At 57.1% G+C, this 23,886-nt stretch carries 24 protein-coding genes; 11 read left to right on the top strand and 13 right to left on the bottom strand.

The features are described 5' to 3' along the window. Complete coding sequence (locus WCY31_RS07150; RefSeq protein ID WP_345971865.1) at positions 1-801, bottom strand: NAD+ synthase; 801 nt, start codon at positions 799-801, stop codon at positions 1-3. 211 nt (positions 802-1,012) lie between these two features. Here WCY31_RS07150 and WCY31_RS07155 point away from each other — a divergent pair, with 211 nt between their 5' ends. Next, positions 1,013-1,669, top strand: coding sequence for an OB-fold nucleic acid binding domain-containing protein (locus WCY31_RS07155; protein ID WP_345971866.1), 657 nt, complete (start codon positions 1,013-1,015; stop codon positions 1,667-1,669). A 165-nt stretch (positions 1,670-1,834) separates the two neighbouring features. Here the strand turns inward: WCY31_RS07155 and WCY31_RS07160 are convergent, their stop codons facing one another. Beyond that, positions 1,835-2,650 (bottom strand): ferritin-like domain-containing protein, encoded by an 816-nt coding sequence (locus tag WCY31_RS07160; RefSeq protein ID WP_345971867.1) that lies wholly within the window; start codon positions 2,648-2,650, stop codon positions 1,835-1,837. Positions 2,651-2,675: 25 nt separating this feature from the next. Here WCY31_RS07160 and WCY31_RS07165 point away from each other — a divergent pair, with 25 nt between their 5' ends. After that, positions 2,676-3,269: an MBL fold metallo-hydrolase gene (locus WCY31_RS07165; protein WP_345971868.1), complete on the top strand. Its 594-nt coding sequence runs from the start codon at positions 2,676-2,678 to the stop codon at positions 3,267-3,269. A gap of 37 nt (positions 3,270-3,306) precedes the next feature. Here WCY31_RS07165 and WCY31_RS07170 read toward each other — a convergent pair whose 3' ends face one another. After that, complete coding sequence (locus tag WCY31_RS07170; RefSeq protein ID WP_345971869.1) at positions 3,307-3,600, bottom strand: hypothetical protein; 294 nt, start codon at positions 3,598-3,600, stop codon at positions 3,307-3,309. A 57-nt stretch (positions 3,601-3,657) separates the two neighbouring features. On the opposite strand from WCY31_RS07170, the gene WCY31_RS07175 reads away from it, so the two are divergent. The 7 genes from WCY31_RS07175 to WCY31_RS07205 all read left to right on the top strand — a co-directional run bounded on the left by WCY31_RS07175 (position 3,658) and on the right by WCY31_RS07205 (position 11,508). Next, on the top strand, positions 3,658-4,383 hold the full coding sequence (locus tag WCY31_RS07175) for a tetratricopeptide repeat protein (RefSeq protein ID WP_345971870.1): 726 nt from the start codon (positions 3,658-3,660) through the stop codon (positions 4,381-4,383). A 633-nt stretch (positions 4,384-5,016) separates the two neighbouring features. Beyond that, a complete protein-coding gene (locus WCY31_RS07180) occupies positions 5,017-7,212 on the top strand; it encodes a TonB-dependent receptor (protein WP_345971871.1) in 2,196 nt (731 codons plus the stop codon). 7 nt (positions 7,213-7,219) lie between these two features. Next, positions 7,220-8,140: a hypothetical protein gene (locus tag WCY31_RS07185; RefSeq protein WP_345971872.1), complete on the top strand. Its 921-nt coding sequence runs from the start codon at positions 7,220-7,222 to the stop codon at positions 8,138-8,140. A 120-nt stretch (positions 8,141-8,260) separates the two neighbouring features. Next, on the top strand, positions 8,261-9,232 hold the full coding sequence (locus tag WCY31_RS07190) for a 4Fe-4S binding protein (RefSeq protein WP_345971873.1): 972 nt from the start codon (positions 8,261-8,263) through the stop codon (positions 9,230-9,232). Beyond that, positions 9,219-10,493 (top strand): 2-hydroxyacyl-CoA dehydratase family protein, encoded by a 1,275-nt coding sequence (locus tag WCY31_RS07195; protein ID WP_345971875.1) that lies wholly within the window; start codon positions 9,219-9,221, stop codon positions 10,491-10,493. Before WCY31_RS07190 ends, WCY31_RS07195 begins: the two co-directional genes overlap by 14 nt. Before the next feature lie 73 nt (positions 10,494-10,566). Further along, a complete protein-coding gene (locus WCY31_RS07200; protein WP_345971876.1) occupies positions 10,567-11,196 on the top strand; it encodes a sulfite exporter TauE/SafE family protein in 630 nt (209 codons plus the stop codon). Between the two features lie 96 nt (positions 11,197-11,292). Then, positions 11,293-11,508 carry a hypothetical protein gene (locus WCY31_RS07205; protein WP_231018191.1) on the top strand — a complete coding sequence of 72 codons (216 nt, stop codon included), beginning with the start codon at positions 11,293-11,295 and terminating at the stop codon, positions 11,506-11,508. Between the two features lie 5 nt (positions 11,509-11,513). On the opposite strand, the gene WCY31_RS07210 is transcribed toward WCY31_RS07205, so the two are convergent. The 6 genes from WCY31_RS07210 to WCY31_RS07235 all read right to left on the bottom strand — a co-directional run bounded on the left by WCY31_RS07210 (position 11,514) and on the right by WCY31_RS07235 (position 16,932). Further along, positions 11,514-12,131 carry an arylesterase gene (locus tag WCY31_RS07210; RefSeq protein ID WP_345971877.1) on the bottom strand — a complete coding sequence of 206 codons (618 nt, stop codon included), beginning with the start codon at positions 12,129-12,131 and terminating at the stop codon, positions 11,514-11,516. A 5-nt stretch (positions 12,132-12,136) separates the two neighbouring features. Continuing rightward, positions 12,137-13,159, bottom strand: a complete 1,023-nt coding sequence (mnmA, locus tag WCY31_RS07215; protein ID WP_345971878.1) for a tRNA 2-thiouridine(34) synthase MnmA — start codon at positions 13,157-13,159, stop codon at positions 12,137-12,139. A 71-nt stretch (positions 13,160-13,230) separates the two neighbouring features. After that, positions 13,231-14,499: an ArsS family sensor histidine kinase gene (locus WCY31_RS07220; protein WP_345971879.1), complete on the bottom strand. Its 1,269-nt coding sequence runs from the start codon at positions 14,497-14,499 to the stop codon at positions 13,231-13,233. Then, a complete protein-coding gene (locus tag WCY31_RS07225) occupies positions 14,486-15,166 on the bottom strand; it encodes a response regulator transcription factor (protein ID WP_345971880.1) in 681 nt (226 codons plus the stop codon). Before WCY31_RS07225 ends, WCY31_RS07220 begins: the two co-directional genes overlap by 14 nt. A 51-nt stretch (positions 15,167-15,217) precedes the next feature. Then, entirely contained in the window at positions 15,218-16,003 is a 786-nt protein-coding gene (locus tag WCY31_RS07230) for a TIGR00730 family Rossman fold protein (protein WP_345969155.1), read from the bottom strand. Positions 16,004-16,005: 2 nt separating this feature from the next. After that, entirely contained in the window at positions 16,006-16,932 is a 927-nt protein-coding gene (locus WCY31_RS07235) for a 5'-nucleotidase (protein WP_345971881.1), read from the bottom strand. Positions 16,933-17,034: 102 nt separating this feature from the next. Between WCY31_RS07235 and fbaA the strand changes: the two genes are divergently transcribed. Beyond that, the gene (gene fbaA / locus WCY31_RS07240; RefSeq protein ID WP_345971882.1) at positions 17,035-18,114 is read left to right on the top strand and encodes a class II fructose-bisphosphate aldolase; all 1,080 of its coding nucleotides are present in this window, start codon (positions 17,035-17,037) and stop codon (positions 18,112-18,114) included. On the opposite strand, the gene WCY31_RS07245 is transcribed toward fbaA, so the two are convergent. The 3 genes from WCY31_RS07245 to WCY31_RS07255 all read right to left on the bottom strand — a co-directional run bounded on the left by WCY31_RS07245 (position 18,111) and on the right by WCY31_RS07255 (position 21,844). Beyond that, positions 18,111-18,986, bottom strand: a complete 876-nt coding sequence (locus WCY31_RS07245) for a pyridoxal-phosphate dependent enzyme (RefSeq protein WP_345971884.1) — start codon at positions 18,984-18,986, stop codon at positions 18,111-18,113. The two genes, fbaA and WCY31_RS07245, sit on opposite strands and share 4 nt — an antisense overlap. A 1-nt stretch (position 18,987) precedes the next feature. Beyond that, a complete protein-coding gene (locus WCY31_RS07250; protein ID WP_345969159.1) occupies positions 18,988-19,827 on the bottom strand; it encodes a peptidylprolyl isomerase in 840 nt (279 codons plus the stop codon). A 76-nt stretch (positions 19,828-19,903) separates the two neighbouring features. Next, positions 19,904-21,844 (bottom strand): response regulator, encoded by a 1,941-nt coding sequence (locus WCY31_RS07255; protein WP_345971885.1) that lies wholly within the window; start codon positions 21,842-21,844, stop codon positions 19,904-19,906. A gap of 129 nt (positions 21,845-21,973) precedes the next feature. On the opposite strand from WCY31_RS07255, the gene nth reads away from it, so the two are divergent. Further along, positions 21,974-22,630, top strand: a complete 657-nt coding sequence (gene nth, locus WCY31_RS07260) for an endonuclease III (RefSeq protein WP_345971886.1) — start codon at positions 21,974-21,976, stop codon at positions 22,628-22,630. On the opposite strand, the gene WCY31_RS07265 is transcribed toward nth, so the two are convergent. Continuing rightward, positions 22,627-23,883: a M20/M25/M40 family metallo-hydrolase gene (locus WCY31_RS07265; RefSeq protein ID WP_345971887.1), complete on the bottom strand. Its 1,257-nt coding sequence runs from the start codon at positions 23,881-23,883 to the stop codon at positions 22,627-22,629. The genes nth and WCY31_RS07265 overlap by 4 nt on opposite strands. Positions 23,884-23,886 lie beyond the last annotated feature (3 nt).

A 23,886-nucleotide genomic window follows, 5' to 3' on the forward strand; every position in this document is an offset into this window, starting at 1 on the left:
CTATAAAGTGATATCGCGTGGATAGTTAAAATCGTGGTTGATCGTCCGCGATGTCAGTTTCGCGATGACGGGCATTTTGCGCTTGAACTGGTTACGGTAGATCCGGGTCAGGATCAGCTCCACCAGCGCCGCGTCGCACCCCTCTTCGATCAGTTCCGTTTTGCTGGCGCGCTCCTCGACGTAGCGGCGCAGCACCGCGTCGATCTGCGCGTAGCTGTACCCCAGCTCCGCTTCGTCACTCTGCCCCGCCCAGAGATCCGCCGAGGGGGGTTTGCCGATAATGCTCTGCGGCACCTCCAGATGCGCCGCCAGTTCGAAGACCTCCGTTTTGTAGAGATCCCCGATGGGATTGACCGCGCTGGCAAGGTCCCCGAAAAGGGTCCCGTAGCCCAGCATCAGTTCGCTCTTGTTGCTCGTGCCCAGCACCAGGGCGCTTTCGCGCGCCGAGATGTCAAAGAGCGTCGCCATCCGCATCCGCGCCGAAAAGTTCCCGATGCGCAGATTGTCCATCGCCTCATGCTCGTAGGCTTTGAGCATCGGTTCGATGCTGTGGGTTTCCGCGCGGATGCCGAAGCGTTCGCAGAGCTCGTCGGCGTCATCGAGGCTGCTTTGCGAAGAGTAGTGCGACGGCATCTTCACACAGAGCAGCCGGTCCCCGAAGGCGCGGTGGGCCAGCACGGCGACCACGGCGGAATCAATCCCGCCGCTGAGCCCAACAACGACACGTTTCAAACCGGTTTTTTCGACTTCGTCAATGAGGAACTTCGTCAAAAAATCGGTAATCATTGCGTATTTGCCCATCCGACGTTCCTCGAAATCTTTATTTTCCCGCTTCTCTCTCCTCCATGGTATCAGAGTATTATTTTAGAGAAGCCTTAACAATCAAAATTATATCAAATTTTCCTTCGCAAACGATAATTTTTATAATTGAGATCATATTTTTTCGCAAATTTCCATTCGTTGGGCAACAGTCTGATATGATGCGGATACCGAATAAACGAGGAGAATCCGAATGAAGACATTACTCTTTCTTATAGTGGCCGTTTGCGGCCTCTGGGCGGCCGGCCCGAATGCGCCGGTGCAGCACACCGCCAGCGTCGTGGAGACAATGGATGCCGGCGGCTACACCTATATGAAAGTCAATGAGGGCAAAGAACCCTACTGGGTTGCGGTGACGGCGACAAAGGTAAAAGTGGGCGAGAACGTCTCTTTCACCGAGCAGATGTGGATGCCGAACTTTAAAAGCCGCGCCCTCGGCCGTACCTTTGAAAAGATCCTTTTCGCCTCCATGGCCCCGGGAACAGCAGCGCCCGCCGAACAGGTCCAGCCGCAGAGCGCGCCGAAAGAGGTCTTGAAAAAAGCCGAGGGCGGCTACAGTGTTTCCGAAGTCTTTACCAAACGCCAGAACCTCAAAGGCAAAACCGTCAAAGTGCGCGGCAAAGTGACCAAGATCTCCAGACAGATCATGAAACGCAACTGGGTCCACCTCGAAGACGGGACCGGCGATACCATGACGGACGACCTCGTCTTTACGGCTAACAGTGTTGCAAATATTAAAGCGGGCGATATCGTCGTTGCGACGGGAAAAGTAGAGACGGACAAGGATTTCGGGTACGGTTATTTCTACCCGGTCATCGTCGAAGAGAGCAGCTTTGTCAAAGAGCGCTGATCAGCGCTCCTTTACGCCTCCGGTGCGAATCAGCACCGAGGCGCCGAAAATGACCAGTGCCGCTACAGCGACGACGGTCTGAGTCTGCGCGAAGAAAGCGTAATCCATTTGTTCCCCTTTTGTTACCTTTACGTAACCTTATTGTAACAAATTGGCCTTCTTTCGTCAACAGACCTTTTCCGTGCTCATGCGGTTGAGTTCGCTGCAGCTGAACCCCGCCGCTCTGCGGGCATCGACGTTGAGATACTTCTGCCGGGGATAGCTGCCCGGGCAGCACTGTTCGACGATGTCGAAATAGACCGACTTCTCCGCCCCCGCCGCTTCGCAGGCGTAATCGAACCAGCGGTCCCCCTTGCGGACATGGTCCACCTCCTCTTCCAAAATCACCTGCAGTGCATCGACGATCCGGCCGATCATGGGGTCGTTTTTGATCGGCAGCAGTCTCTCCAGGATCTGCGGCGTTGCATCCAGACCGTTCGCCTCGAAATAGCGCGGCACCACCGCCATCCGTTCGAGCAGGGTTAGTGTTTTCTGCCCAGCCTCGAAGAGCCCCGCGTGCACCGGAAGATCGCCGTAACGGCTGCCGAGCGCTTCGAGCAGAGTATGCAGCATCTCGAAGTGGCGGCACTCGTCGTCGGCGACCTCGAGCCAGTCGTCGTAGAACGCTTTTGGCATTCCCGTGAAACGATAGGCGTGGTCCAGGGCCAGGTCGATCGCACTGTACTCGATATGGGTGATGGCGTGCAGCAGCAGGATCTGCCCTTCCGCGGTGACGGGGCTTTTGCGCCGGGGGACGTCCTGCGGCAGGACGATCTCGCAAACGGAAGCGAAAGAGGGTTCGTCGAACAGCACCGGAGTGAATGCCGCTTCGAAAACGGTTTCCCCCGCCTGGTACGCGGCATAGAAGGTACGGAACGCCGCCAGTTTTGCCGCCGGCTCCGCGGTCATGATGATCGATTGAAGGGTCGTGTGAAATTGCATGTATAATTCTACCAAAGGAAAGCGTATGCAGATAAAAAAGCAGCCCATGGGGCCCTACCAGACCAACTGTTACATTGTCACGGAGAACGGGAAAGACATCATCATTGATCCCGGCGTCGGTGCGGTTGAATGGGTCAAGGCCAACGTGACGAATCCCGTGGCCATCCTCAACACCCACGGCCATTTCGACCATGTCTGGAGCAACCAGGAGCTTAAAGAGCAGTTCGACATCCCCCTTTACACTCCCAAAGGCGACGTCATGCTACTGCAGAAAAGCGGCTGGATGCCGGACCTCCCGCCCTCCTACCCAGACGTCGAGGTCGAGGGGGACCAGACCTATGATATCGACGGCATCGAAGTGACCTTCCGCCACTTCCCCGGCCACTGCCCCGGCTGTTCCATGATCGAGATCGGCGACGCCGTCTTCAGCGGGGATTTCATCTTCCAAAACTCCATCGGCCGCGTCGACTTCCCCTACTCTTCGCCCGCAGACATGAAAAAGAGCCTCCAGAAGTTCCTGCAGATCGACTACGACAAGAAAGTCTACCCCGGCCACGGCGCGCCGACGACGATCAAGGCCGAGCAGCGCAACGTCCCCTACTGGCTTAAAGCGATCTAAGCCTTTGTGACGCGGCAGGTCTTTCCACACCTGCCAATCATCCATAGCTCCCCGTCCCGATTTCCCCCTTTTTAGACCCGTCTCCCAAACCAGCATAAAGCACTCCTCTGACCGTGCAGACATTACGGATGCATGATGTGTAACGGCTCAAGCAGCCGTTCATCAAATTTAACCCGCTTTCCTTGCCGCCGGGATCGTCCGTGATCGGGCAGTAAACAATGCCGTTTCCTGTGAATTTTTCTGCAGAATGACCGCTCCAAACTGATAATTCAGGTCCTAAAAGCCCCCTAAAACAGGAGCAAAGAGCGGATAAAGCCTGCTTCGCTACCATGCGGCGGCTCATTGCCACTATCAACATACTTTTATCACTATCCTAAGGACCCAAATTATGAAAAAAACCATCCTATTGCTGCTTGCAACCGTGCCGATGTTCGGCGACGCTTTCAACGAAGGCCAGTTTGCATACGACAAGGGGAATTACCGTCAGGCCGCCATCCAGTGGGAAAAAGCCTGCAATCTCGGTGAGGAAGCTACCTGCTACAACCTCGGGATCATGTACTACAACGGCCAGGGCATCGGTCAGGATTATGCCAAAGCCGCCGACTACTACAAAAAGGCCTGCGACTCGGGGAGTGCTCCGGGGTGTACCAACCTCGGCCGCATGTACGAACACGGCCGCGGCATTGCCAAAAATGAATCCCATGCCGTCCTGCTCTTCCGCAAGGCGTGCTACGGCGGTGAAGCAGCGGGATGCTTTAACCTCGGCAATATGCTCCGTGACGGCCGGGGCGCGGAGCAGGACTATACTCAGGCCGCCAAGCTTTTCGATGTCTCCTGTGAGCTCGGGAATGCCCACGCCTGCACAAACATCGGCTACATGTACAGTTCCGGCAAGGGCATGCAGCGCAATGCAGCCGCAGCGGTCGAGTATTTCAAGATGGCCTGCGACAACGGCAGCGCCAGCGGATGCTATAACCTCGGGAACATGTACACGCTCGGTGAAGGCACTACGCGCAATGATGCGGCAGCGGCGCTGCTGTACGGCAAGGCGTGCAACGGCGGCTCTACGCTCGGCTGCAAATACTACAACCGATTGAAGCAGGCGGGGCTGTAATATATTCATACGGCAGTTTGCGGTAGCATAGTCCCATCGGAAAGGAGAGCGTAGTGTAAAAAAACAGTGACGTTCATCCTGGCAACGCTGCCGCATAGCTTGCTTTGAAAACTGAAGGTTCAAGATGAACAAAGACCCCAAGACATTCCTGCAGCCAATTGACGAGGAAACAGTCTGCCCCGGCCACGGTGCACCGACGACGATCAAGGCCGAGTAGCGCAACGTCCTCCCCTACTGGCTCAATGCAATTTATCCGATAGTCGATGGATCACATACCGACTTTCACACTCTCTACAACCCACCGGCCCAAACACTTCGATATGCATGAAAGTACCATTGGCGCATAGCCTTGGATATCCATAAATTAACACTTAATTAACATTATAAAAATAAAATAACAAGCTCATTTTAAGAAAATTGAGAAGATTGAGGAGAAACGGACCCCTTCTTTCACAAGTTTGGCGACTGAAAGAGAAAGGGTCGGGTGATTGGACACCATACAGGTGATTATACACGGTATTGATTAACCTCCAGACAGTATCCGCCGCGCTACTCCCTGCGGCGGAACGCCCTCTGAACGTATCCCGAAGCATGTCCGGTCTCTGAAATCAAAAATATGATGTAGGAGCGTTTATGAAATTGTTCTATCTGTCTTTGGCTGCCGCCGTCGCGTGTAGCGGCCTGAACGCAGAGAATGTTGTAAAAATGGGTGACCTCACGGTCACTGCCACTAAAATAGAGCAGGATACCTTTGAATCGCCGGCCAGTGTCAGTGTCGTAACGGCCAAAACGATTGAAGAGAAGTCCGTGCAGCGAGCCGACCAGGCACTCAAGGACCTACCGGGGGTTTACGTGCGCGCGCTCGGAGGCAACCTCCCGAGCAATTTTAGCAATACGGTGACGCTAAGAGGGATTCCCGGATATTATCGTACGGCTGTCCTGGTGGACGGCATTGCGCTTAACGATGCCTTTTCCGGCGCGGTCAACTGGTCGAGTATCGCCGTTGACGATATTGATCAGATCGAAGTCGTTTCCGGGCCCTTTTCCTCTCTATACGGCGGTAATGCAATGGGTGGTGTTATCAACGTCATCACGAAAAAACCGACCAAAACTCAACTGAGTGCGAAAATCGGCTTGGGCAGCAATCAGTACAAAAGTGAAAAGTTCCTGTATCGGAGCAAGTTAGGGGAGAAGCTGGGAATCGCGTTGAACTATGAGCGCCAGGACAGCGACGGATATATCAGCGACAAGGTCGTCAAAACGTTCTCGTCCGGCAGCGGTACCACCCCGGTTACCGGCTGGAAAAAGACGACAAACACCTACGGCGATACGGCATACATCCTTGGAGACAAGGGGAGAAGATCCTGGTGGTCCACGAATGCCGGGCTCAAACTTTTTTACGATATCGATGAGCGTTCAGAGCTGAGACTTGGGGCTTCCCAATACCGCTACGAGACGGACTTCGAACATTTCAACACCTACCTGCGCGATGGCGCTGGCACGCCGATCTACTCGGGCAATGTCGAGATCGACGATAACGGCCCTTACAACAAAACGATCAGCGAAAAAGATTTCCTCTTCGGTCCCAACGGTCAGGATATCACCAAATATACGCTCGAGTATAAAATAGACTTCGAAAATGACATCACCGTCAAAGCGGATGCCGCCTATACCGAGTACGACTACTGGTACATTTCGCAAGCTTCCGGGGCGACCATCAGCGGCGGTTCCGGGAGTATCTCCGAGATACCCAGCAAAAAGACATACGGCGCGCTGCAGGCAAGTTTTCCGATCGGTCAGAGCCATCTTGTCGTAGCCGGGGTCGACTTCAACAAGAACGAACTTTCGAAAAAAACGACCAATTTGACCAACTGGCGTTATGACGGAAGCAAAACGGACCTTACCTACCATTCGGACGGGCAGAGTACGACCCAGGCCGTTTTTTTCCAGGATGAGATCCTCCTGGGTGAAAAGTGGAGCTTCTATATCGGCGGACGCTACGACTACTGGAAAACCGATGGCACCGTCCGCGGGTACGGCACCTCCCCTTATGTGCTGCCCTACCCTTCACGTAACGATTCGCAGTTCAGCCCCAAGGTATCCGCGGTCTATCGCGCCGGGGAAAAGGCGACGATCCGCGCCTCCGTCGGCAGCGCTTTCCGGGCACCGACACTGAGCGACCTGTACTCCTCCTGGCTCGCATCCAACGGCAAACTGTCGCAGGCAAATCCGAACCTGAAACCGGAAAAAACCACTTCGTGGGAGATCGGGTTCGAGCAGCAGTTCGACTCGAAAACGTTGGTACGCGCGACTTATTACGAAAACTACCTCACGGACCTGATCTATACCACGGACGTCAATGCAACGCTGAGCGAGAAACGCAATGCGGGCAAAGCCGAGATCAAAGGGGTGGAGCTCTCTATCAAACAGGAGCTCATCGAGGGGATTGACGCCTTCATCAACTACACCTATACCGATGCAAAGATCGTCAAAAACAGTGCCGTGCCAGCCAGTGAGGGCAAACGCGTCACCTATACGCCCGAACACCAGTTCAACCTCGGTATGAACGTCTCCAAAGGCGCATGGAGCGGCTCCCTGATCGGCAGTTACGTCGGCGATGTGACGACAAAAGACGATAACTCCGACACCGTGAAAAACGTCTACGGCGGGTTCCAATCCTACTTTGTCGCCGATGCGAAAATCGCCTACGACGTTCAGGAAAACCTGGGGATTTCTCTGGCAGTGAATAACCTCTTAGACCGCGAATATTATCAATATTACCTGATGCCGGGAAGAACCTTCTATGGCGAACTCTCGTTCAAATTCTAGTGCCGTTTTGCGCCTGGGCCTCTTGGCGCTGCTGCTCTTCCCAATACTCAGTGATGCCTCGGTATGGCTAAAACAGCACTACGTAAAAAGCACGGGCACGACCGAGATGCGGACGGAATTTATCCTGACGGAGGGAGCCTTCCCTGAAGGAAAGCCACAAGCCCTTTCAGGCTCCGCGGCTTACTATCTCCGGGATAGGGAGGGGCACGTCAGCGAACGCAATATCAGTAGCGCCGTTGTGCCGTTTGAGCCTCCTTACAAAGGGAACTACCACCTTTTCGTCGAAGAGCGGTACGTCGAGGCGGGAATCTTGCATGTCCTCCTGGCGAAGACCAGGTCCTATAACATGCACGGGAATATTTCAACCTCCCTCGCTTCGGAGATCCGGGGCAAGACGATCGGCTCTTATTACGGCAAGCCGCCGCTGCCGGAGATCCCCTTCGAGATCGTAATGCAGCGCCCGATCAAACACCACCACATCAACTGCTGTATCTACTCTGGGGATATCGCCCGTTTCAAGATCTACTTCCGCCAGAAGGCACAACAAAACATCCCTCTGACCGTCGTCACGCAGACAGGGTGGCGCAACCGTTTCCTGCCCGATGATACAGGAATGATCGCATTTGAAATCCCGCGTAACAGCTATGCCGACATCCATACCGACAAGCGGCACAAGGAATGGATGCTTATCGAGGCGGCATATACCGAAGCGGCATCGGGCGTCTATAACAGCGTACCCTATACCAGCGTACGTTATACGATGAGCATCCCCCTGTCATTTCACAGCTCGCCACTGGAGTATACCTCGGAACTTTCAGGCTTTTTCACCGTGCTCGGGGTCATGCTCGTATTCAGTCTGGGGGCTTATTACCACCGAAGAAGAAAGCGCAAGACACCGACGGAAATTTGGTTTGACGACGATGCATGAAAGCATCCGAAAATCTTTTTCCTCGTCGGAAGGGCACGCCACTCTGACACCGACGATCCCACACCTGTTTACAAGGAGACACGCTTGTTGCGCCGCGCAATAAAAAAACGTATCAATAACATGAACCTGAACCGGTTCCGGTTCCTCTTCCAGCTTGCCGCTTTCATGCTGCTCGTCTACGGCGGCTATGCCGGCATCGACCTCGGTAACAAACTGCCCACCTTCGCCTGTGTCTTCAACTCCGAAGGCAGCGGCGGGAAGTGCTATCTCGGCATGCTGCAGCACGATCTGAACCACCCTTTGAAATCGTTCCTTGGCTTCGCCGGCGGAGCGTTTCTGATCTCGCTGGGGGTCTTCATCCTCTGGCTCGTGCTGCTCAACAAGGCGTGGTGCGGCTACATGTGCCCCTTGGGGACGATGCAGGACTGGATCACCGCGCTGCGCAAAAAGATGCGCATTGGCGCTTCGGAGTACACCTGGGAGAACCGCAGCCGCATCAAACCGATAAAATATATTTTGCTGGTCCTGCTGCTGATTATCCCGATTATGATTAGTAATTCGCTGTTAGGGCTGCCGACGCTCCCATCAGGGCTCTCCATGCCCTTTTGTGACATCTGTCCGGGGCGGATGATGATCCCGCTCTTTACCGGGGATTTCCACCAGTTCTATATCGACTACTCCACAACGGCCGACCTGGTCATGACGACGCTCGGCATGGTCGTCACGGGACTCTTTCTGGCCGGCGCATTCATCAAAAAGCGCTTTTTCTGCTACTTCTGTCCCATGAGTGCGCTGCACTACGTCTTTTCCAAAAGCACGGCCTTCCGCCTGCTCAAAGATGGCGCGAAGTGCACCAAATGCGGCGACTGCTATCAGGCCTGCGACATGGACATCCTCGAGATCGCCGACGACGTGACGCACCGCAACCTCGTGACCGAAGACTGTACCCTCTGTCTCAAGTGCGTCGCCGCCTGTCCGGAAGAGGGGTGTTTGGAGGCGAATTTTGCCGGCCAAACGTTGTTTGAATCGACCAAGGAGGGGTTTATCCTCCGAATGGCGATGGAAAGGAACACACAAAATGCCGACAGCTAAGCACACGATCGAAACGCCGCAGGCGCGTCAGAACCGCCACAAAGCCATGGAAGCGATCATCCTGCTCAATGCCCTAAGGGAAGATTTCAAAGCGCCCCTGGAGGGAATGCGCTACTTTTACGACCTCTTTGAACGGGTCTACTGCCACCAGGAGCCGCAGCATGAAGGGAGCGTCAAGGTCGGGACGATGTGTATCCAGATCCCCTCCGAGATCATCCGTGCGCTAGACGCCGTCCCCATCCGGCTCTGCAACGGCTTTTACGCCGATGACGAGATCGGCAGCGAACTCATGCCCCAAAAGTCCTGTCCCCTGGTCAGGGCCACGGTTGGCCATTTTGCCTCGGACAATTTCAGCGACCGGCCCGATATCCTCTTTTCACCCACGACCTGCGACCAGAAGACCAAAGCCGGCGCCATTATCGAGAGCTTCGGCCACCGGGTCATCGACGTCGAATTCCCGCGGACCAAGGAGAGCGAGGCGAGCCGGAACTACTGGCGCACAAGCGTCAGGCATTTTGCCAAAACGCTCAGCAGCTTCCGCGGAAGGAAGCTGACACGCAGCCGGATGCATGAGGCCATCCGAGAGGTAGGCTATGCCCAGTCGCTCTACCACCGGCTGGCCGCGGCACGGGAAAACGACGCGGTGCCCATCCGGGGAGTCGACATGTTTTTGGTGACAAATGCCTTTTTCTTCGACAAAAGCGAACGTTGGATCGCAGCGGCGGAGCGGCTGGTCGACGAGGTCGAAGCGCGGGTGGCATCCGGGTTCCATGTCGGCGGCAAGATGAGTCCCCGTATCGTCTTTACCGGATCGCCGCCGGTCTTTCCGAACTACAAGATCCCGGTGATCCTCGAAACGTCCGATGCAGTTATCGTCGCCGACGAGACCTGCAGCTCCAACCGGATGTTCAACGATATGGTCTCCGTGGACGAGTGGAATCTCAACAGCATGATTGATTCGGTTGCGGACAAATACCTCAAAGCGTGCACCTGCCCTATCTTTACGAAAAACGATGACCGCATCCGCAAAATCATCCGTCTGGCAAAACAATACAACGCCGACGGGGTCGTCTACCAGGCGTATGCCGGGTGCCAGGTCTACGAGATGGAGCAGCAAAGCGTCCTAGCGGCGATGGAAAAAGAGGGTATCCCCATCCTCTACTTAGAGAGTGACTACAGCCCTTCGCAGCAGGGGCAGCTCACCACACGGGTGGAGGCCTTTGTCGAATCATTGAAAAACAGACGGAGAAAGCGGAAGTGAGCCGTTTCACATGCATATCGGTGAGTGTCATCATTGCCTCCTGCCGCTACGGGTACGTGTAATGCTTTCGCTTGTGGGAATTTTTCTGATGGGACTGCAGCTCGGGGCCACGGCCTGTACCCTCAGCTGCATGCCGGTCATGATACCGCTGCTGCTAGGCAGTGCGGACAACAAACGGGATGCGACGACGGTCCTGACACAATACTTCGGCGCAAAGGTCTTTGCCTACACCCTCATCGCCCTCATCGCCTTTTTCGGCGCGGACTTCGTCAAAAGCCACCTTCCGGACAGCGCCCTGTTTTCCAAAGGAGCCGCCCTCTTTGTCATCGCACTTGGCGGAGTGATGCTTTATCAGGCATTCAAAGGGGAGAACAGCTGCAGCGCCGGTGCCTGCCGCCGCTCAAAGGGACTGGGGTACATCGGCACGGGTTTTTTTAGCTCTTTTAATTTCTGCCTTCCCGTCTCTACGCTGATCGCGATGAGTGCCCTGAGCGGCTCTGTCGAGCTCTCCGCGCTTTTCGGTCTGCTTTTTGGGCTGGGAGCCGTCACCGTACCCTTCCTCTTCTTTTACCTCTTCATTTTCCGGATCACTTCCACCGTCCTTACGGAGTTTTCGCGCCATAAAAAGCGCTTGAAAGCCGGTTCGGCACTGCTACTTATCTTTATAGGAGGGATGCTTTACAGCGGAATAATACACTTGTAAAAGTGATATCGTACGTTTTCAGCCATAGCTGGTTATGATGATGAAAAGATCGACGCAGCTGCCCCGGGCAGGGGTGTGCCGCCAGGGAGTGAGACCATGACCAAATTTGTCCATAACGCCCCGACGCAGGATGAAGTCTATTCGTTCAATATGCATGTCGCCCACAGCGAAAACTACACGACCTACCGCATTCCCCTCGGCGCCACGTCCGAAGGGCAGAAAGAGCGTCTCTCACGCCGCTACGGCATACCGCTGCGCATCCTTGAGGACGAGCAGGAGCTCGTCATCAAGATTATGAATGAAATGGGGTAAAAGGGCTATTCGACATACCCCAGGGAGCGCAGTCGTTCCGCAACCCTTTCAGCGATGACACGGTATCCCGCCGCGTTAGGGTGCACATAGTCTGCTCTAAGCGCCCGGTCCCCCAAGACATCCGGCAGTAGTGAAGGCATATAGGGTATGCCCTCCTCCTCGGCGATCTCCTTATACAGCGGCAGCGACGTCATACCGAAAACCCCGAATGTCGGAACTCCGATCAATACAACATCGATCTTTTTCGCTTTGGCCATCTGTACGATACGTTTGAGGTTTGCTTTCAGACGGCGCTTCGAACGCTGCTGCAAAATGTCGTTCCCGCCCAAACAGAGCAGCATCAGCCGGATAGTGTCATCTTCAAGCACGCCGGGGAAGCGCGCCAGCCCCTCCGATGTCGTATCGCCGTTCACGCCGGCATTGATCACCGGGGAACCGGTCAGTGTCTGCAACACGACAGGGTAGCTTTCATGGGCCGATGCGCCGTAACCGTGGGTAATGCTGTCGCCGAACGCGAGAATCGTGTCGCCTGTTTGCAAAGGGGTGACCTCTGGAGCCGATTTCATAAAATAGATTGCTGCCAGGAGCAGCAGAAGGAGAAGAGAGGCAAAGGCTTTAAGCATCGATGTTACTCGATCCAGCCCCCGCCGATCAGCTTGTCACCGTCGTAGAAGACGGCTGCCTGTCCGGCTGCGACACCCAATACAGGCTCCTGCAGCTTGATCTGTGCCTTTTCCCCTTCGATCTTGACATGGCACGGCACGGCTTTCGTACGGTAACGCAGTTTCACCGTCGTATCGAATTCACTGCGCTCGTCGAAGAGGTTGATGTTGCCGATGGTAACATCCCATATCTCCAGATCCTCTTTCTTACCGACGACGATCTGGTTCGTCTCGGGCTTGATCTCGAGAACGAAGTGCGGTTCATGGGCGCCGTGGACGGTGAACCCCTTGCGCTTGCCGATCGTGTAGTGCATGTACCCTTTATGCTCTCCGACGACGTTGCCGTCACTGTCAAGCACCTCGCCGGGCTGGTCAATGTTCACATAATCCTTGAGCACGTCCGCATAGGTCGTCTCGACAAAGCAGATCTCGCTTGATTCCGCCTGCGACGCGAAGGATTCCAGCCCCTCAACGGAGGCGGCGTAGGCTTTGATATCCGTCTTTTTGCGTTCGCCCAGCGGGAAGATGAGGCGCGGCACGATCCTTTTGTCGATATAGAAAAGAAAATAGCTCTGGTCTTTGGTATCATCCTCCGCCTGGTAGAGGAAGTGCCCATCGGTCTTGATGTAGTGCCCCGTCGCCAGGTAATCTGCCCCCACCTTATCGGCGAAATCCGCCAGGGCACCGAACTTCATCGTCCGGTTGCACAGGGCGCAGGGGTTCGGCGTACGACCCGCTTTATAGGTCTCGACAAAGGGGGTAAAGACGTTTTGGTTGAACTGTTGCTGCAGATCGAGGACATGCAGCTTCACCCCGGCGAAATCCGCGGCTTTCTGGGCGCGGGCCTGATGGATCTCATGGTATCCCGGTTTGGAGTGCAGCTTCATGTACACCCCTTCGACCTCGTAGCCCTGTTCTTTGAGCAGCATCGTCGTCACCGTCGAGTCCACCCCGCCGCTCATCCCGATAAGCACTTTTTTCTTTTCCATTACCCTTCCAGCATTTTTTCGCAATTGTAACAACTTAGTGATAATTAAACCTAATATTTTCTTCCCAAACGCTATGTTTCAGGCAACCGCGCCGCCCGGGGTGCATTATCAAAACAGATCTTGAAGACATGCTGCCCCTCTTCGTACGCGTAACGCAGCGCATAGCCGTGGCGCGTCACGATCTCGTTGACGATATAGAGCCCCAGTCCCATCCCCTCCAGGGAGTGCTGGGAGAGATCGCGCTGGTATGCCTTGAGGTAGTGGGTATACTCCTCCTTGAACGGCTCCCCGGCATTGGCAATACGGAGGCAATTTTCCGAGAAGGCGATGGACACCGGCCGGTGTGAAGCATACTTTACCGCGTTGTCAATCAGGTTTTTGAGCGCATAGGCAAAGAGGTCGAAATCCACCATGATCTTCTCGTTACCGACGGTGATCTCCAACTCCGAACGCGGCACGTCCAGCAGGTCGATCGCCTGGTCCAAAACGTCGATACAGGCATAAAAGCGGATATCGAGCTGCAGGTGGCGCGCCGTCAGCGACTCCACTCTCGCCAGGTCGTTCAGGTGTCCCTGCATCTGTTCAAACAGTTCCTCAAGGATCGCCTTGTCTTTCGGGTTGATCTCCAACAGATGCGCCAGCAGCTTCCCTTTGCTAATAGGGGTTTTGAGCTCATGCATGACGTTGCGGAGGAAAAGCGAACGGCTGCGCTGCAGGGCTTCGATTTTCTGGACGCTGTCGTGGAAGGCGTTGGCCACCTGCGCCACCTCGTCGCTCCCTTCGACCTTCGTGTCGATCCCCTTCTCCCCGTCGGCGAAGCGGAGGATCTGCCGGTGCAGGTTCTGCAGCGGTTCGATAGAGCCCGACATGTAGCGGTAAAGCAGGATCACCGTCACCAGGACGAGTGTGGCCGCGATGAGGATATAGAGCATGTAGGGCGTCATCTCCTTGTCGCTGCGGTAGTAATACATGTCATGCATCTTGTAGGCGTAATAGCAGTGCATGTCATAGACAAAGATCTCGATGTTCCCCGACTGGAAGGTACGACGCAGGAGCGGATCCTCAATGAAGGGCTTGCCCTCTTCGCGGATGCGTTTCATCACCTCCCCGCCGACGGGGGTGAGCTGATGCTCTTTAAGGTAACGCGCAAACGCTTCGGGCGTCGGCTTTGTCATAAAAAGCAGGTCGTAGAGCATGACGGCACGCTGGATCTCGTTGCGTTTGTCGAGCTGGATGGAGAGGTAGAGCGCCATCAGGGTCGCGGCGATCAGCAGCAGGGCCGTAATGGCGCCGACCAGGCGGGCGGCAAAGATGATGGAACGGGGGTTAATGTTCGTCAAACCGGTACCCTATGCCGCGCACGGTCTGAATGAAGGTGTCAAAATGCTCCGGGTCGAGCTTTTTGCGGATGCGCCCGACGAGGATATTGATGCTTTCGACCCCGCTGTCAAAGCGGTGCGACTCGATGCTGTTGGCGATATCGGCGCGGGAGATGGTGCGGTTGGGGTGCCTCAGCATCAATTTCAGGATCTCGTACTCCGCCAGGGTCAGTTTCAAAGGTGTGCCGTCGAAATAGATCAGCGTCCCCTCTTCGTCGATGCGGAAACGGCTCTGCGGCTCCTCCGTTTCCGTCTCGCTCCGTCCCCGGCGCCGCAGCACGGTCTTGATCCGCGCCATCAGTTCGCGGGGATCGTAGGGCTTGGGCAGGTAGTCGTCCGCCCCGTTTTCCAGCCCCGTCAGCTTGTCGTCGAGGTCCGTACGCGCGCTGGAGATGATAATGGGAACGTCGGAGCGTTCGCGGATTTTGCGGCAGAGCATCAGCCCGTCCATCTCCGGCAGGGAGAGATCGAGTACCACGAGGTCGAACGGCTCCGTTTCCAGCGCCTTCATCGCCCGGGAGGGGCGTGTCACGTGTTCGACCGTCATCCCCTCCTGGCGCAGAAACCGCCCCAGCAGTTCCGCCATCTGGACGTCGTCTTCGATCAGTAGCAAGCGGGTCGCTTCCACGGGCCATCCTTTCAATGTCATCCAGCATACCCGTTCATCAAAAACATTTCATTAACGCAGCAGCGTATCGTGATCCTCCCCGAAGCCGCGCTCCTCGAAGAACTGCTGCAGCTTCTTATAGTAGGGAGTGTCCGCCAGGCCGCTCGCCCTGAGCGATCCCAGCTGAAGATCCAGCGATTCACGGATCTCCCGAACGACCAGGTCCACGTCATCCGTCAGCGTCAGCTTCGCCAGGTCCTCTTCGTCGATCATCCCCTCGGCGAGCAGCGAGCTCCGCATAAACGCCAGCAGCGGGGCGTAAAAGGCCTCCCCCATTAAAAAGACGCAGACCCCGTCGACCTTCTTGGTCTGAATCAGCGTCAACGCCTCGAAAAGTTCATCGAGGGTGCCGAACCCGCCGGGCATGATGACGTAGGCCGTGGAGTATTTGACGAGCATCACCTTCCGGGAGAAGAAGTAGTCGAAATTCTCCTCTTTGGTCGTATAGGGATTGGAGCGCTGTTCCATCGGGAGTTCGATGTTCAGACCGACCGATTCGACCCCGGCTTCCCGGTGCTCGTAGGCCCCGCGATTGGCCGCTTCCATGATGCCCGGGCCGCCGCCGCTGATCACGTTGAAACCCGAAGCAGCCAGCTTGCCGGAGAGTTCGACGGTTTTGGCGTACCAGGGGTGCGTTTCATCGACGCGGGCGCTGCCGAAGATCGTCACGGCCGGGCCGAGGTCGCCCAGTTCGTCGAACCCCTTGACAAAGTCGGCCAGGATCTTGAATACCGACCAGACGTCGGAGGACTTGATATCTTTGACATAGCGCTGCTCTATCTTCTGCTCCGATGCCATACCTATTTCTCCTCGGGGATAAGTGTGCGAATCGGCGAATCGCTCTTGTAGGGGACCTTGCCCGACGGTACGACCCGCGACGCCCCGTCCAGATGGACGTCCTGGTCATCAAAGAAGATGTGGGCCCCGTACGCTTCGAGGATCGCCTCCTTGCCCAGCCCGCCCAGGAAAAAAGCTTCATCCACGTTGACGCCCCAGCGCCGCAGGGTCTGGATAACCCGTTCGTGGGCCGGCGAGTTGCGCGCCGTGACAATGGCAATACGCACCGGCGACGGTGACGGGGCGAAGTGGCGCTGCAGGTACGAGAGGGTAATCAGCAGCTTCGCGAACGGTCCCGCTTCCAGGGGCTCGTCCGCGTGCGCCTTCTCGTGTGCCCAGAACGCCTCGATGCCGTCGCGTTTGTAGATCAATTCGCTCGCTTCGGAAAAGAGGACCGCGTCGGCATCGAAGGCGATGCGGATCTGGTCGTCATGGTGTCCGGCACTCTGCGGCGGCGCGTAGAGCACCGCGGCGGCCACCCCGCCGTCAACGGCCTGCTGGACGTCCTCTTCGGACTTGGAGAGGAACAGGTCGACTTTGAAGGAGTCCAGGTAGGGCGAGAGCGACGTTCCGCCGCTGAACGCCGCCCGTGTGATCGGCAGCCCGTAGTGTTCGACGGAGTTGAAGACCCGCAGTCCCGTATCGGGGGAGTTGCGCGACATGACTATCACCTCGACGACCTGCTTCCCCGCCTTCACGTTGAGACCCAGCAGGGCCTCAACGAGGGGGAACGCCGTCCCCTTTTCAAGGGGGACTTTCTCGTGTTCAAGCTGGTAGGCGCGGTACGCCTCAAGTCCCTCCTCCTCGAAAATGCGGTTGGAAGCCTCGAGGTCGAAGAGCGCCCTCGAGGAGATGCCGATCACCAAAACCGAAGAGAGATCAAATGCCATGCCGTGCAACCTTCGCGTAATAAATACGCACGTATTTAACGGTTATCATAGCGAAAAGCGCTATAATCCGCATTAGAAATTTTCTGTCCCAAGGATCTTTTTATGGCACAAGGTATTCTCGATCTGGTCAAACCAGGCGTCCTCTTCGGAGACGACGTCCAGAAGGTGTTCGCAGCGGCGAAAGCGGGCGAATTCGCCCTTCCGGCGGTCAACGTCGTCAACGTGGAGTCCATCAACGGCGTCCTGGAAGCGGCGGCAAAGGTCAACTCACCCGTCATCATCCAGTTCTCCAACGGCGGCGGCCAGTTCTTTGCGGGCAAAGGGCTCTCCAACGACGGCGAAAAAGCCGCCATCGCCGGAACGATCAGCGGGGCGCAGCATGTCCATATGATGGCCGAGCTTTACGGCGTGCCGGTCATCCTGCACACCGACCACGCCGCGCGCAAGCTCCTGCCGTGGATCGACGCGCTGCTCGAGGCCGGCGAAGTGCACTTCGACCGCACGGGCAAGCCCCTGTTCAGCTCCCACATGCTCGACCTCTCCGAAGAGAGCCTTGAAGAGAACGTTGCCACCTGTGCCGAGTACCTGGCCCGCATGGACAAGATCGGGATGACGATCGAGATCGAACTGGGCGTCACCGGCGGTGAAGAGGATGGTGTCGACAACACGAACATCGACAACGCCCTGCTCTATACCCAGCCTGAAGACGTCGCCTACGCCTACGAGATCCTCAGCAAGATCAGCCCGCGTTTCACCGTCGCGGCCTCCTTCGGGAACGTCCACGGAGTCTACAAACCGGGCAACGTCGTGCTGACGCCGAAAATCCTGGACAACTCCCAGAAATACATCGCCGAGAAGTTCGGTACGGCTGAAAAACCGGTCAACTTCGTCTTCCACGGCGGCTCCGGCTCCGCCCCCGAAGAGATCAGCGAAGCCCTCGGCTACGGCGTCATCAAGATGAACATCGACACCGATACGCAGTGGGCGACCTGGGACGGGGTCAGAGGCTATGTCGCGAAGTACCACGACTACCTGCAGGGCCAGATCGGCAACCCCGAGGGCGAGGACAAGCCGAACAAGAAGTACTACGACCCGCGTAAATGGCTCCGCGCCGGCCAGGAGACCCTGGTCGCGCGTGTCGAGCAGGCCTTCGCCGACCTCAACGCCATGAACCGCAACTAAGGGCGTCGCGCGTAGCGCGCGAGCATCGTCTCGTTGCCGCTGACGCCGCCCGAGTGCACATACAGCACTTCCCCCTCCAGATCATCCCACGCTTCCATTAACGCCAGCCACATCACCGGGGCATAGATCAGGTCGAATGCCACACCTGCCGCTTTCAGTTTTTCATACGTCTGCAGCAGCGCCGCATCCAGGCTGCCGAAACGGTAGGGCGTGGAGAGGATCATCAGGTTCGGCGGTAGCGGCATCAGCGCTTCGATCTGCCGCTGCAAATAGGCGGGATCGCCCACCGCCGCCACGGTGACCACGCGGCATTCGGGCAGGGCCCTGGCCAGGTAGGCCGCCGTCGTTCCCGTGCCCGAGGGCGTCACGACATTGAGACGTTCGATGCCCCGTTTCTCTTTCCATGCCCGGATCTCTTCGGCCAGGGCCCTCACCCCCTCCTCCGCGGCCGGGTCGGCCCCGCCCTGGGCGATGAGCCGCGAGCGCTCCTGTTTTGCGCAGCGCTGTTTCAGCGCCGCTACCGCCGCATCGTATTCGGTCGGATGCACCTCATGCACTGCCATCCCCAGTGCCAGGGCATGCTTGTAGTTCCCCTGCGGGTCCGCTTTCAGATGCCGCGGCGCCGTTTTTGCGGTATATTCGAATCGCCACCCTTTCAGACGACACAGCGCTGCGACGGAGAGCATGGCGTTGGACTGGATACCGCCGTAGGAGACCAGCGTATCGATCGCTTCGGAAGGGGTCTGCAGCAGTGCATAGAGTTTTCGGTATTTGTTGCCGCTGAAAAGGGGGTGAATCAGGTCGTCGCGTTTGAGGGTGAGTTCCCGCCCTTCAAACCGGAAGGGTTCGAAAGGTGCGGGGGAGAGGTGCAAATTATTTGCTGTAGGTGATTTTTGCAGCGTTTTTGAGCGCTTTGGTCTTCGCTTCCATCTCTTTTTGGAATTTTTCCTGCTTCAGGCGCTGTTCGATGAACGGTTTTGCTTCGTCGAGTGTCGCTTTCTTGCCGGCCTGCTTCTCTTCGAGATAGATGACGTGGTAACCGAACTGGGTCTTGACCGGTTCCGGCGTGATCGTTCCGACCTTCATGCTGAAGACGGCGTCGTTGAACTCCGGTACCATCTGTCCCTGCTGGAAGAAGCCGAGATCGCCGCCCTTCGGACCGCTCGGGCCTGTCGATTTGGCTTTGGCGTCTTCGATGAACTTCTCTTTGAGCTTGTCGCCTTTGAGGCTCTTCATCCCGCTGATGATCTTCTTCGCTTCGTCTTCCGTTTTCACGAGGATGTGGCGTGCATGGACTTTTTCTTTCTGCTCGAACTCGTCGCCGTGGCCGTCATAGTAGGCTTTGATCTCTTTGTCACTGACTTTGATGCCCTCGAGCAGATTCTCCTGCCAGACTTTCGCCGCGAGCTGCTTCTGGATGCGCGCTACGATATCGTCATACTCTTTTTTATATTTGGCGGATTCGAGGACACCTTCTTTCTTGGCTTCTTCGTAGACGAGCTCCTGCATGACGAGGCCCTCGACGACGCGCTGCTGCAGTTCATCCTGCTTCTCTTTCGGCAGTGAGGTAAAACGTCCCTGCGTCCCTTCCATCAGGACCGCGTTCACTTCCTCAGATGTGATCGTTTTACCGTTGACCGTTGCCAACACTGCCGCAGAGGCGCTTACGCTGATCAGCGCCGCCGCCATCAATGATTTGATGATAAGCTTCATTCATTCACCTTTGTTTAATGTGAAAGTATTGTATTTATGAATATTAAACAGACACCCAACGGCCGGGGCGGCCGCGTCAGGAGAGGGCTGGTTTGCTGAGATAGCGTTCGAGGATCCCCTCGAGTTTTTCGCGGCCCAGGGGTTTGGCGAGGTAGTCGTCCAGCCCCTCAGCGAGGATGCGTTCGCGGTCCCCTTCCATCACGAGAGCCGTCAATGCGACGATGGGTGCGGGATGCTCGCGGAAGAGCGGAAGCTTGCGGATCTCCTGCGTCGCTGCGATCCCGTCCTTGACCGGCATGTCGATGTCCATGAAGATCACGTCAAAAGGGAACTTGCGGCAGAGCTCCACCGCATCGGAGCCGTTCGAAGCGGTCGTAACGGAGAGGTTGTACTCTTCAAGCAGCAGCTTGGTCAGGCGCTGATTGATGATGTTGTCCTCGACGACCAGCGCTTTGACCTTGCGCTCTGCGCCCTGCGGCTTCTCGACCGCCTTGACCGGCAGCTGCAGCACCTGGGTAAGGTGTTTCGAAATCCGGGAAGGAAGCAGCGGTTTTTTGAGGGTGTAATCGACCACCTGGCGCACCCGCTCCGGCAGCTCCTCGTCCTCGTCGATGAGCATGACGAAGCGGCACGGATGCGACTCAAAGGCCCCCAGCTGCATCAGCCAGCCGGAGTTCTCCTTGGGGGCGACGATATAGAGGATATCCGCCTCGCCGCAGTCGACGTGCTCGGTGTAGTGCACCTTCGTCACCGAGAGCCCGAAAGACTGCAGGTAGCGGCTGAGCAGGTTGCCGTCGAAGAGACGGTCGTCGTCAAAGAGCAGCACCTTCGCGCTGTGGTCGCGGATCGGGTCGAAGCTGGTCACCGTCGTGCCCGTCACCTCGAGGTTGAAGGAGAAGTGCGAACCGCGCCCCGCCTCGGAAGTGACGTCGAGCCAGGTGCCCATCATCTGCAGCAGCCCCTCGGTGAGGGTCAGCCCGACGCCCAGACGGTTGTCCGAATGGCCGCCGGTCTCGAACGGTTTGGTGATCGAAGCCAGCCGCTCCGGCTGGATACCGACGCCCGTGTCCTTGACGCTGACGTGGAGAGTATAGAGGTCGTTCGCATGCTTTTTGAGCACGCGGATATCGACATGGACCCGCCCGCCCGCTTCGGTGAACTTGACCGCGTTGTCCACCAGCAGGGAGATCACCTGGCGGAATTTGCGCGGATCGGCCTCGATATAGGTCGGCATTGCCGGGTCGATAAAGACATAAAGACCGATGCCGCGCTGGCGCGCCTCGTACTCGTAGTGCTTGAAGAGCGCTTCGAGTTCCCCCATCGGTTTGAACTCGGTCACCTCCAGGCTCAGACGGCCCGTCTGCATCTGCGCGAGGTCCAGCAGGGATTCGATATTGTTCATCATATACTGCGAAGAGCGTTCGATCATCTCGATGTAATCGCGCTGGGTCGACGTGGGGTGGGAAGATTTCAGCAGCTCGACAAAGCCCATAATGCCGTTCATCGGCGTGCGGAATTCATGGGAGATATTGTGCAGGAACTGCTGCTTGGCCGTCTCCGCGCGCTCGCGCTCCTGGCGTGCACGTTCCTGCTCGGTCACGTCCGTCATCTCCAGGAAGGACAGACCGTTCAGGCCGCTTTTGAAGACCCTGCTGCGCAGGGCGAAAACCTTGGTCTGGCCGTTCGGAAGCTTCATGTGGACCTGCGGCGGCTTCTCCGCTTCGCGCTCCAGCTGCCGGAGCCACTGCTCGTCGGTCTCGGCAAAGATTTCGTAGTTCGGATCGTTAAAGAAGTCCGCGATCCGGTCATACTGCGCGCGGAACTCCTCCATATTCTTGAAACCGAAGGTGTTGTAAAAGGCAAGGTTTGCCCCCACCCACCCCTTTGCCGGGCTGAAGAACATTACCGTGGCGCTCTGCGCGTCCAGGTAACTGAACAGCAGCGACTTGCTGATGTAGTCGTCGGGGAGGTCCCCCGCATCCGTGCGCTTCCCGAAAAGCCAGCTAATCAATCCCATCGGGCGCTCCTTTCACAATCTTTCACAATGTTAAGTTTCATAGTGTAGCCACCCCAAGCTTTTACATTTATTACACTTATATCAAAATTTCACACGCGTAATCCGGTGCGCTTTGCTACAATGGCACCCATGAAAAAAGTGAAAAAAGCCACCAAAGTAGAGATCGAAGCCATCAAAGCGACCCTGATGGAGCGCTACAGCGAGGCCGTCACGGAACTGGATTACCGCAACGCCTACGAACTCGTCATCGCCGTCGCCCTCTCGGCCCAGTGCACGGACAAGCGGGTCAACCTGATCACTCCCGCGCTTTTCGAGAAGTACCCCGACCCCGCGACCCTGGCAGTTGCCGACGTCGACGACGTGAAGGAGATCATCCACAGCTGCTCTTTCTTTAACAACAAAGCCGTCAATATCGTCAAGATGGCGCAGCGGGTCATGGAGGTCTACGGGGGCGAGATTCCGATGAATGAAAAGGATCTTGTCACCCTCGCGGGCGTCGGGCAGAAGACGGCCCACGTCGTCATGATCGAGTACACGGGGGCGAACCTGATGGCCGTCGACACCCACGTCTTCCGCGTCGCCCACCGCCTGGGGCTCAGCGACGACGAAACGGCGCTGAAGACCGAAGAGACCCTGGTCAAGAAGTTCAAGACGGACCTGCACGCCCTGCACCAGGGGATGGTCCTGTTCGGCCGCTACATCTGTACGGCGAAGAACCCCAAATGCGACACGGAGTGTTTTTTGAAGGCGTACTGCAAGAGTACGGAGGGGTTCAAGGCGCGTTAAGCACGCGCCGCGATGACGCGCTCCACGACCGCGAACAGCTGTTCAACGCTTTCAAGGTCGACGCGTTCGCGGGTCGAATGCGGATGGGTGATCGTCGGCCCGACGGAGGCCATCTGCATCTGCGGAAAGTGCTTCTTGATGATGCCGCACTCCAGTCCGGCATGGATCGCGCCGATCGTCACGGCGCCGCCGGAAACCGCCTCGTAGGCCGCCCTGACCTCTTCGACGAACCCCTCTTGCTCCGGCTCCCAAGGGGCATAGAATCCCTCGCTCTGCACCGCCGCTCCGAAGGCTTCGAAATAGGCCGTCGTTTCCGACGCGATACGCTGCAGCTCCGCCTCCATCATCGAACGGGCGCTGAGTTTGATGGTAATCGCCGTCTCGGTCGTCGCGATCTCGGCGAGGTTGATGCTCGTGCGCACGATGCCCAGTCCGGCATCAAAGGCTCTTACCCCGTGCGCAAACGCGTGCAGCATCGGCAGCAGCGGATTTTCAATGACCTCGCACTGCTGTTTTCCCAGGGAGCGGAGCATCGCATCATCTACTTCCGTCTCGAACGCGACCGTCGCAATGGCCCGTTTGGGCACGGCGTTGCGGCGCTCTCCCCCCCCGATGGAGACGACCGAAGCTCCCAGATCGTAGAGCTTCGCTGCAAGTTCCTTGATCGCATTGGGAATGTTTTTGTCGATATCGACGCCCGAGTGGCCCCCGGGGTACCCTTCGGCCACCGCTTCGTAACAGTAGAGCTCCCGCGCCGTGCGTGTCAGCGGCAGCGTCACGTTCAGGTCGACCCCGCCGGCACACCCCACGGTGATCTCGCCGAACTCCTCGCTGTCGAGGTTGAGCAGCAGCGGGGTCTTGAGCGGGACGCCAAGGTCCCGGGCGCCGACAAGCCCCGTCTCCTCGTCGGAAGTGAAGAGGCAATCGACGGGCCGACCCGCTTCCATCAGGGCCAGCATCATCGCCATTCCCATGCCGTTGTCCGCGCCGAGCGTGGACTCTTTGGCGTGCAGCCATCCCGCCTCTTCATAGAGTTCCAGCGCCGGGGCCCGTCCGATGCAGACCATGTCATAGTGCGCCTGCAGGGTCACGCGGGCCTCCGGATGGGTGCAGAGCAGATTCCCCGCGGGGTCTGTATGCACGGCATAGCCGTACGCCTCCGCTTTTTCCCCCAGGTAGGCGAGCATCTGCGCCGTCTCGCCGGAACAGTGCGGAATGGTACAGAGCGTTTTGAAATGTTCGATGACCGTCATGGG

The organism is Sulfurimonas sp. HSL3-1 (assembly GCF_039645995.1).
GTDB classification, from domain to species: domain Bacteria; phylum Campylobacterota; class Campylobacteria; order Campylobacterales; family Sulfurimonadaceae; genus Thiomicrolovo; species Thiomicrolovo diazotrophicus.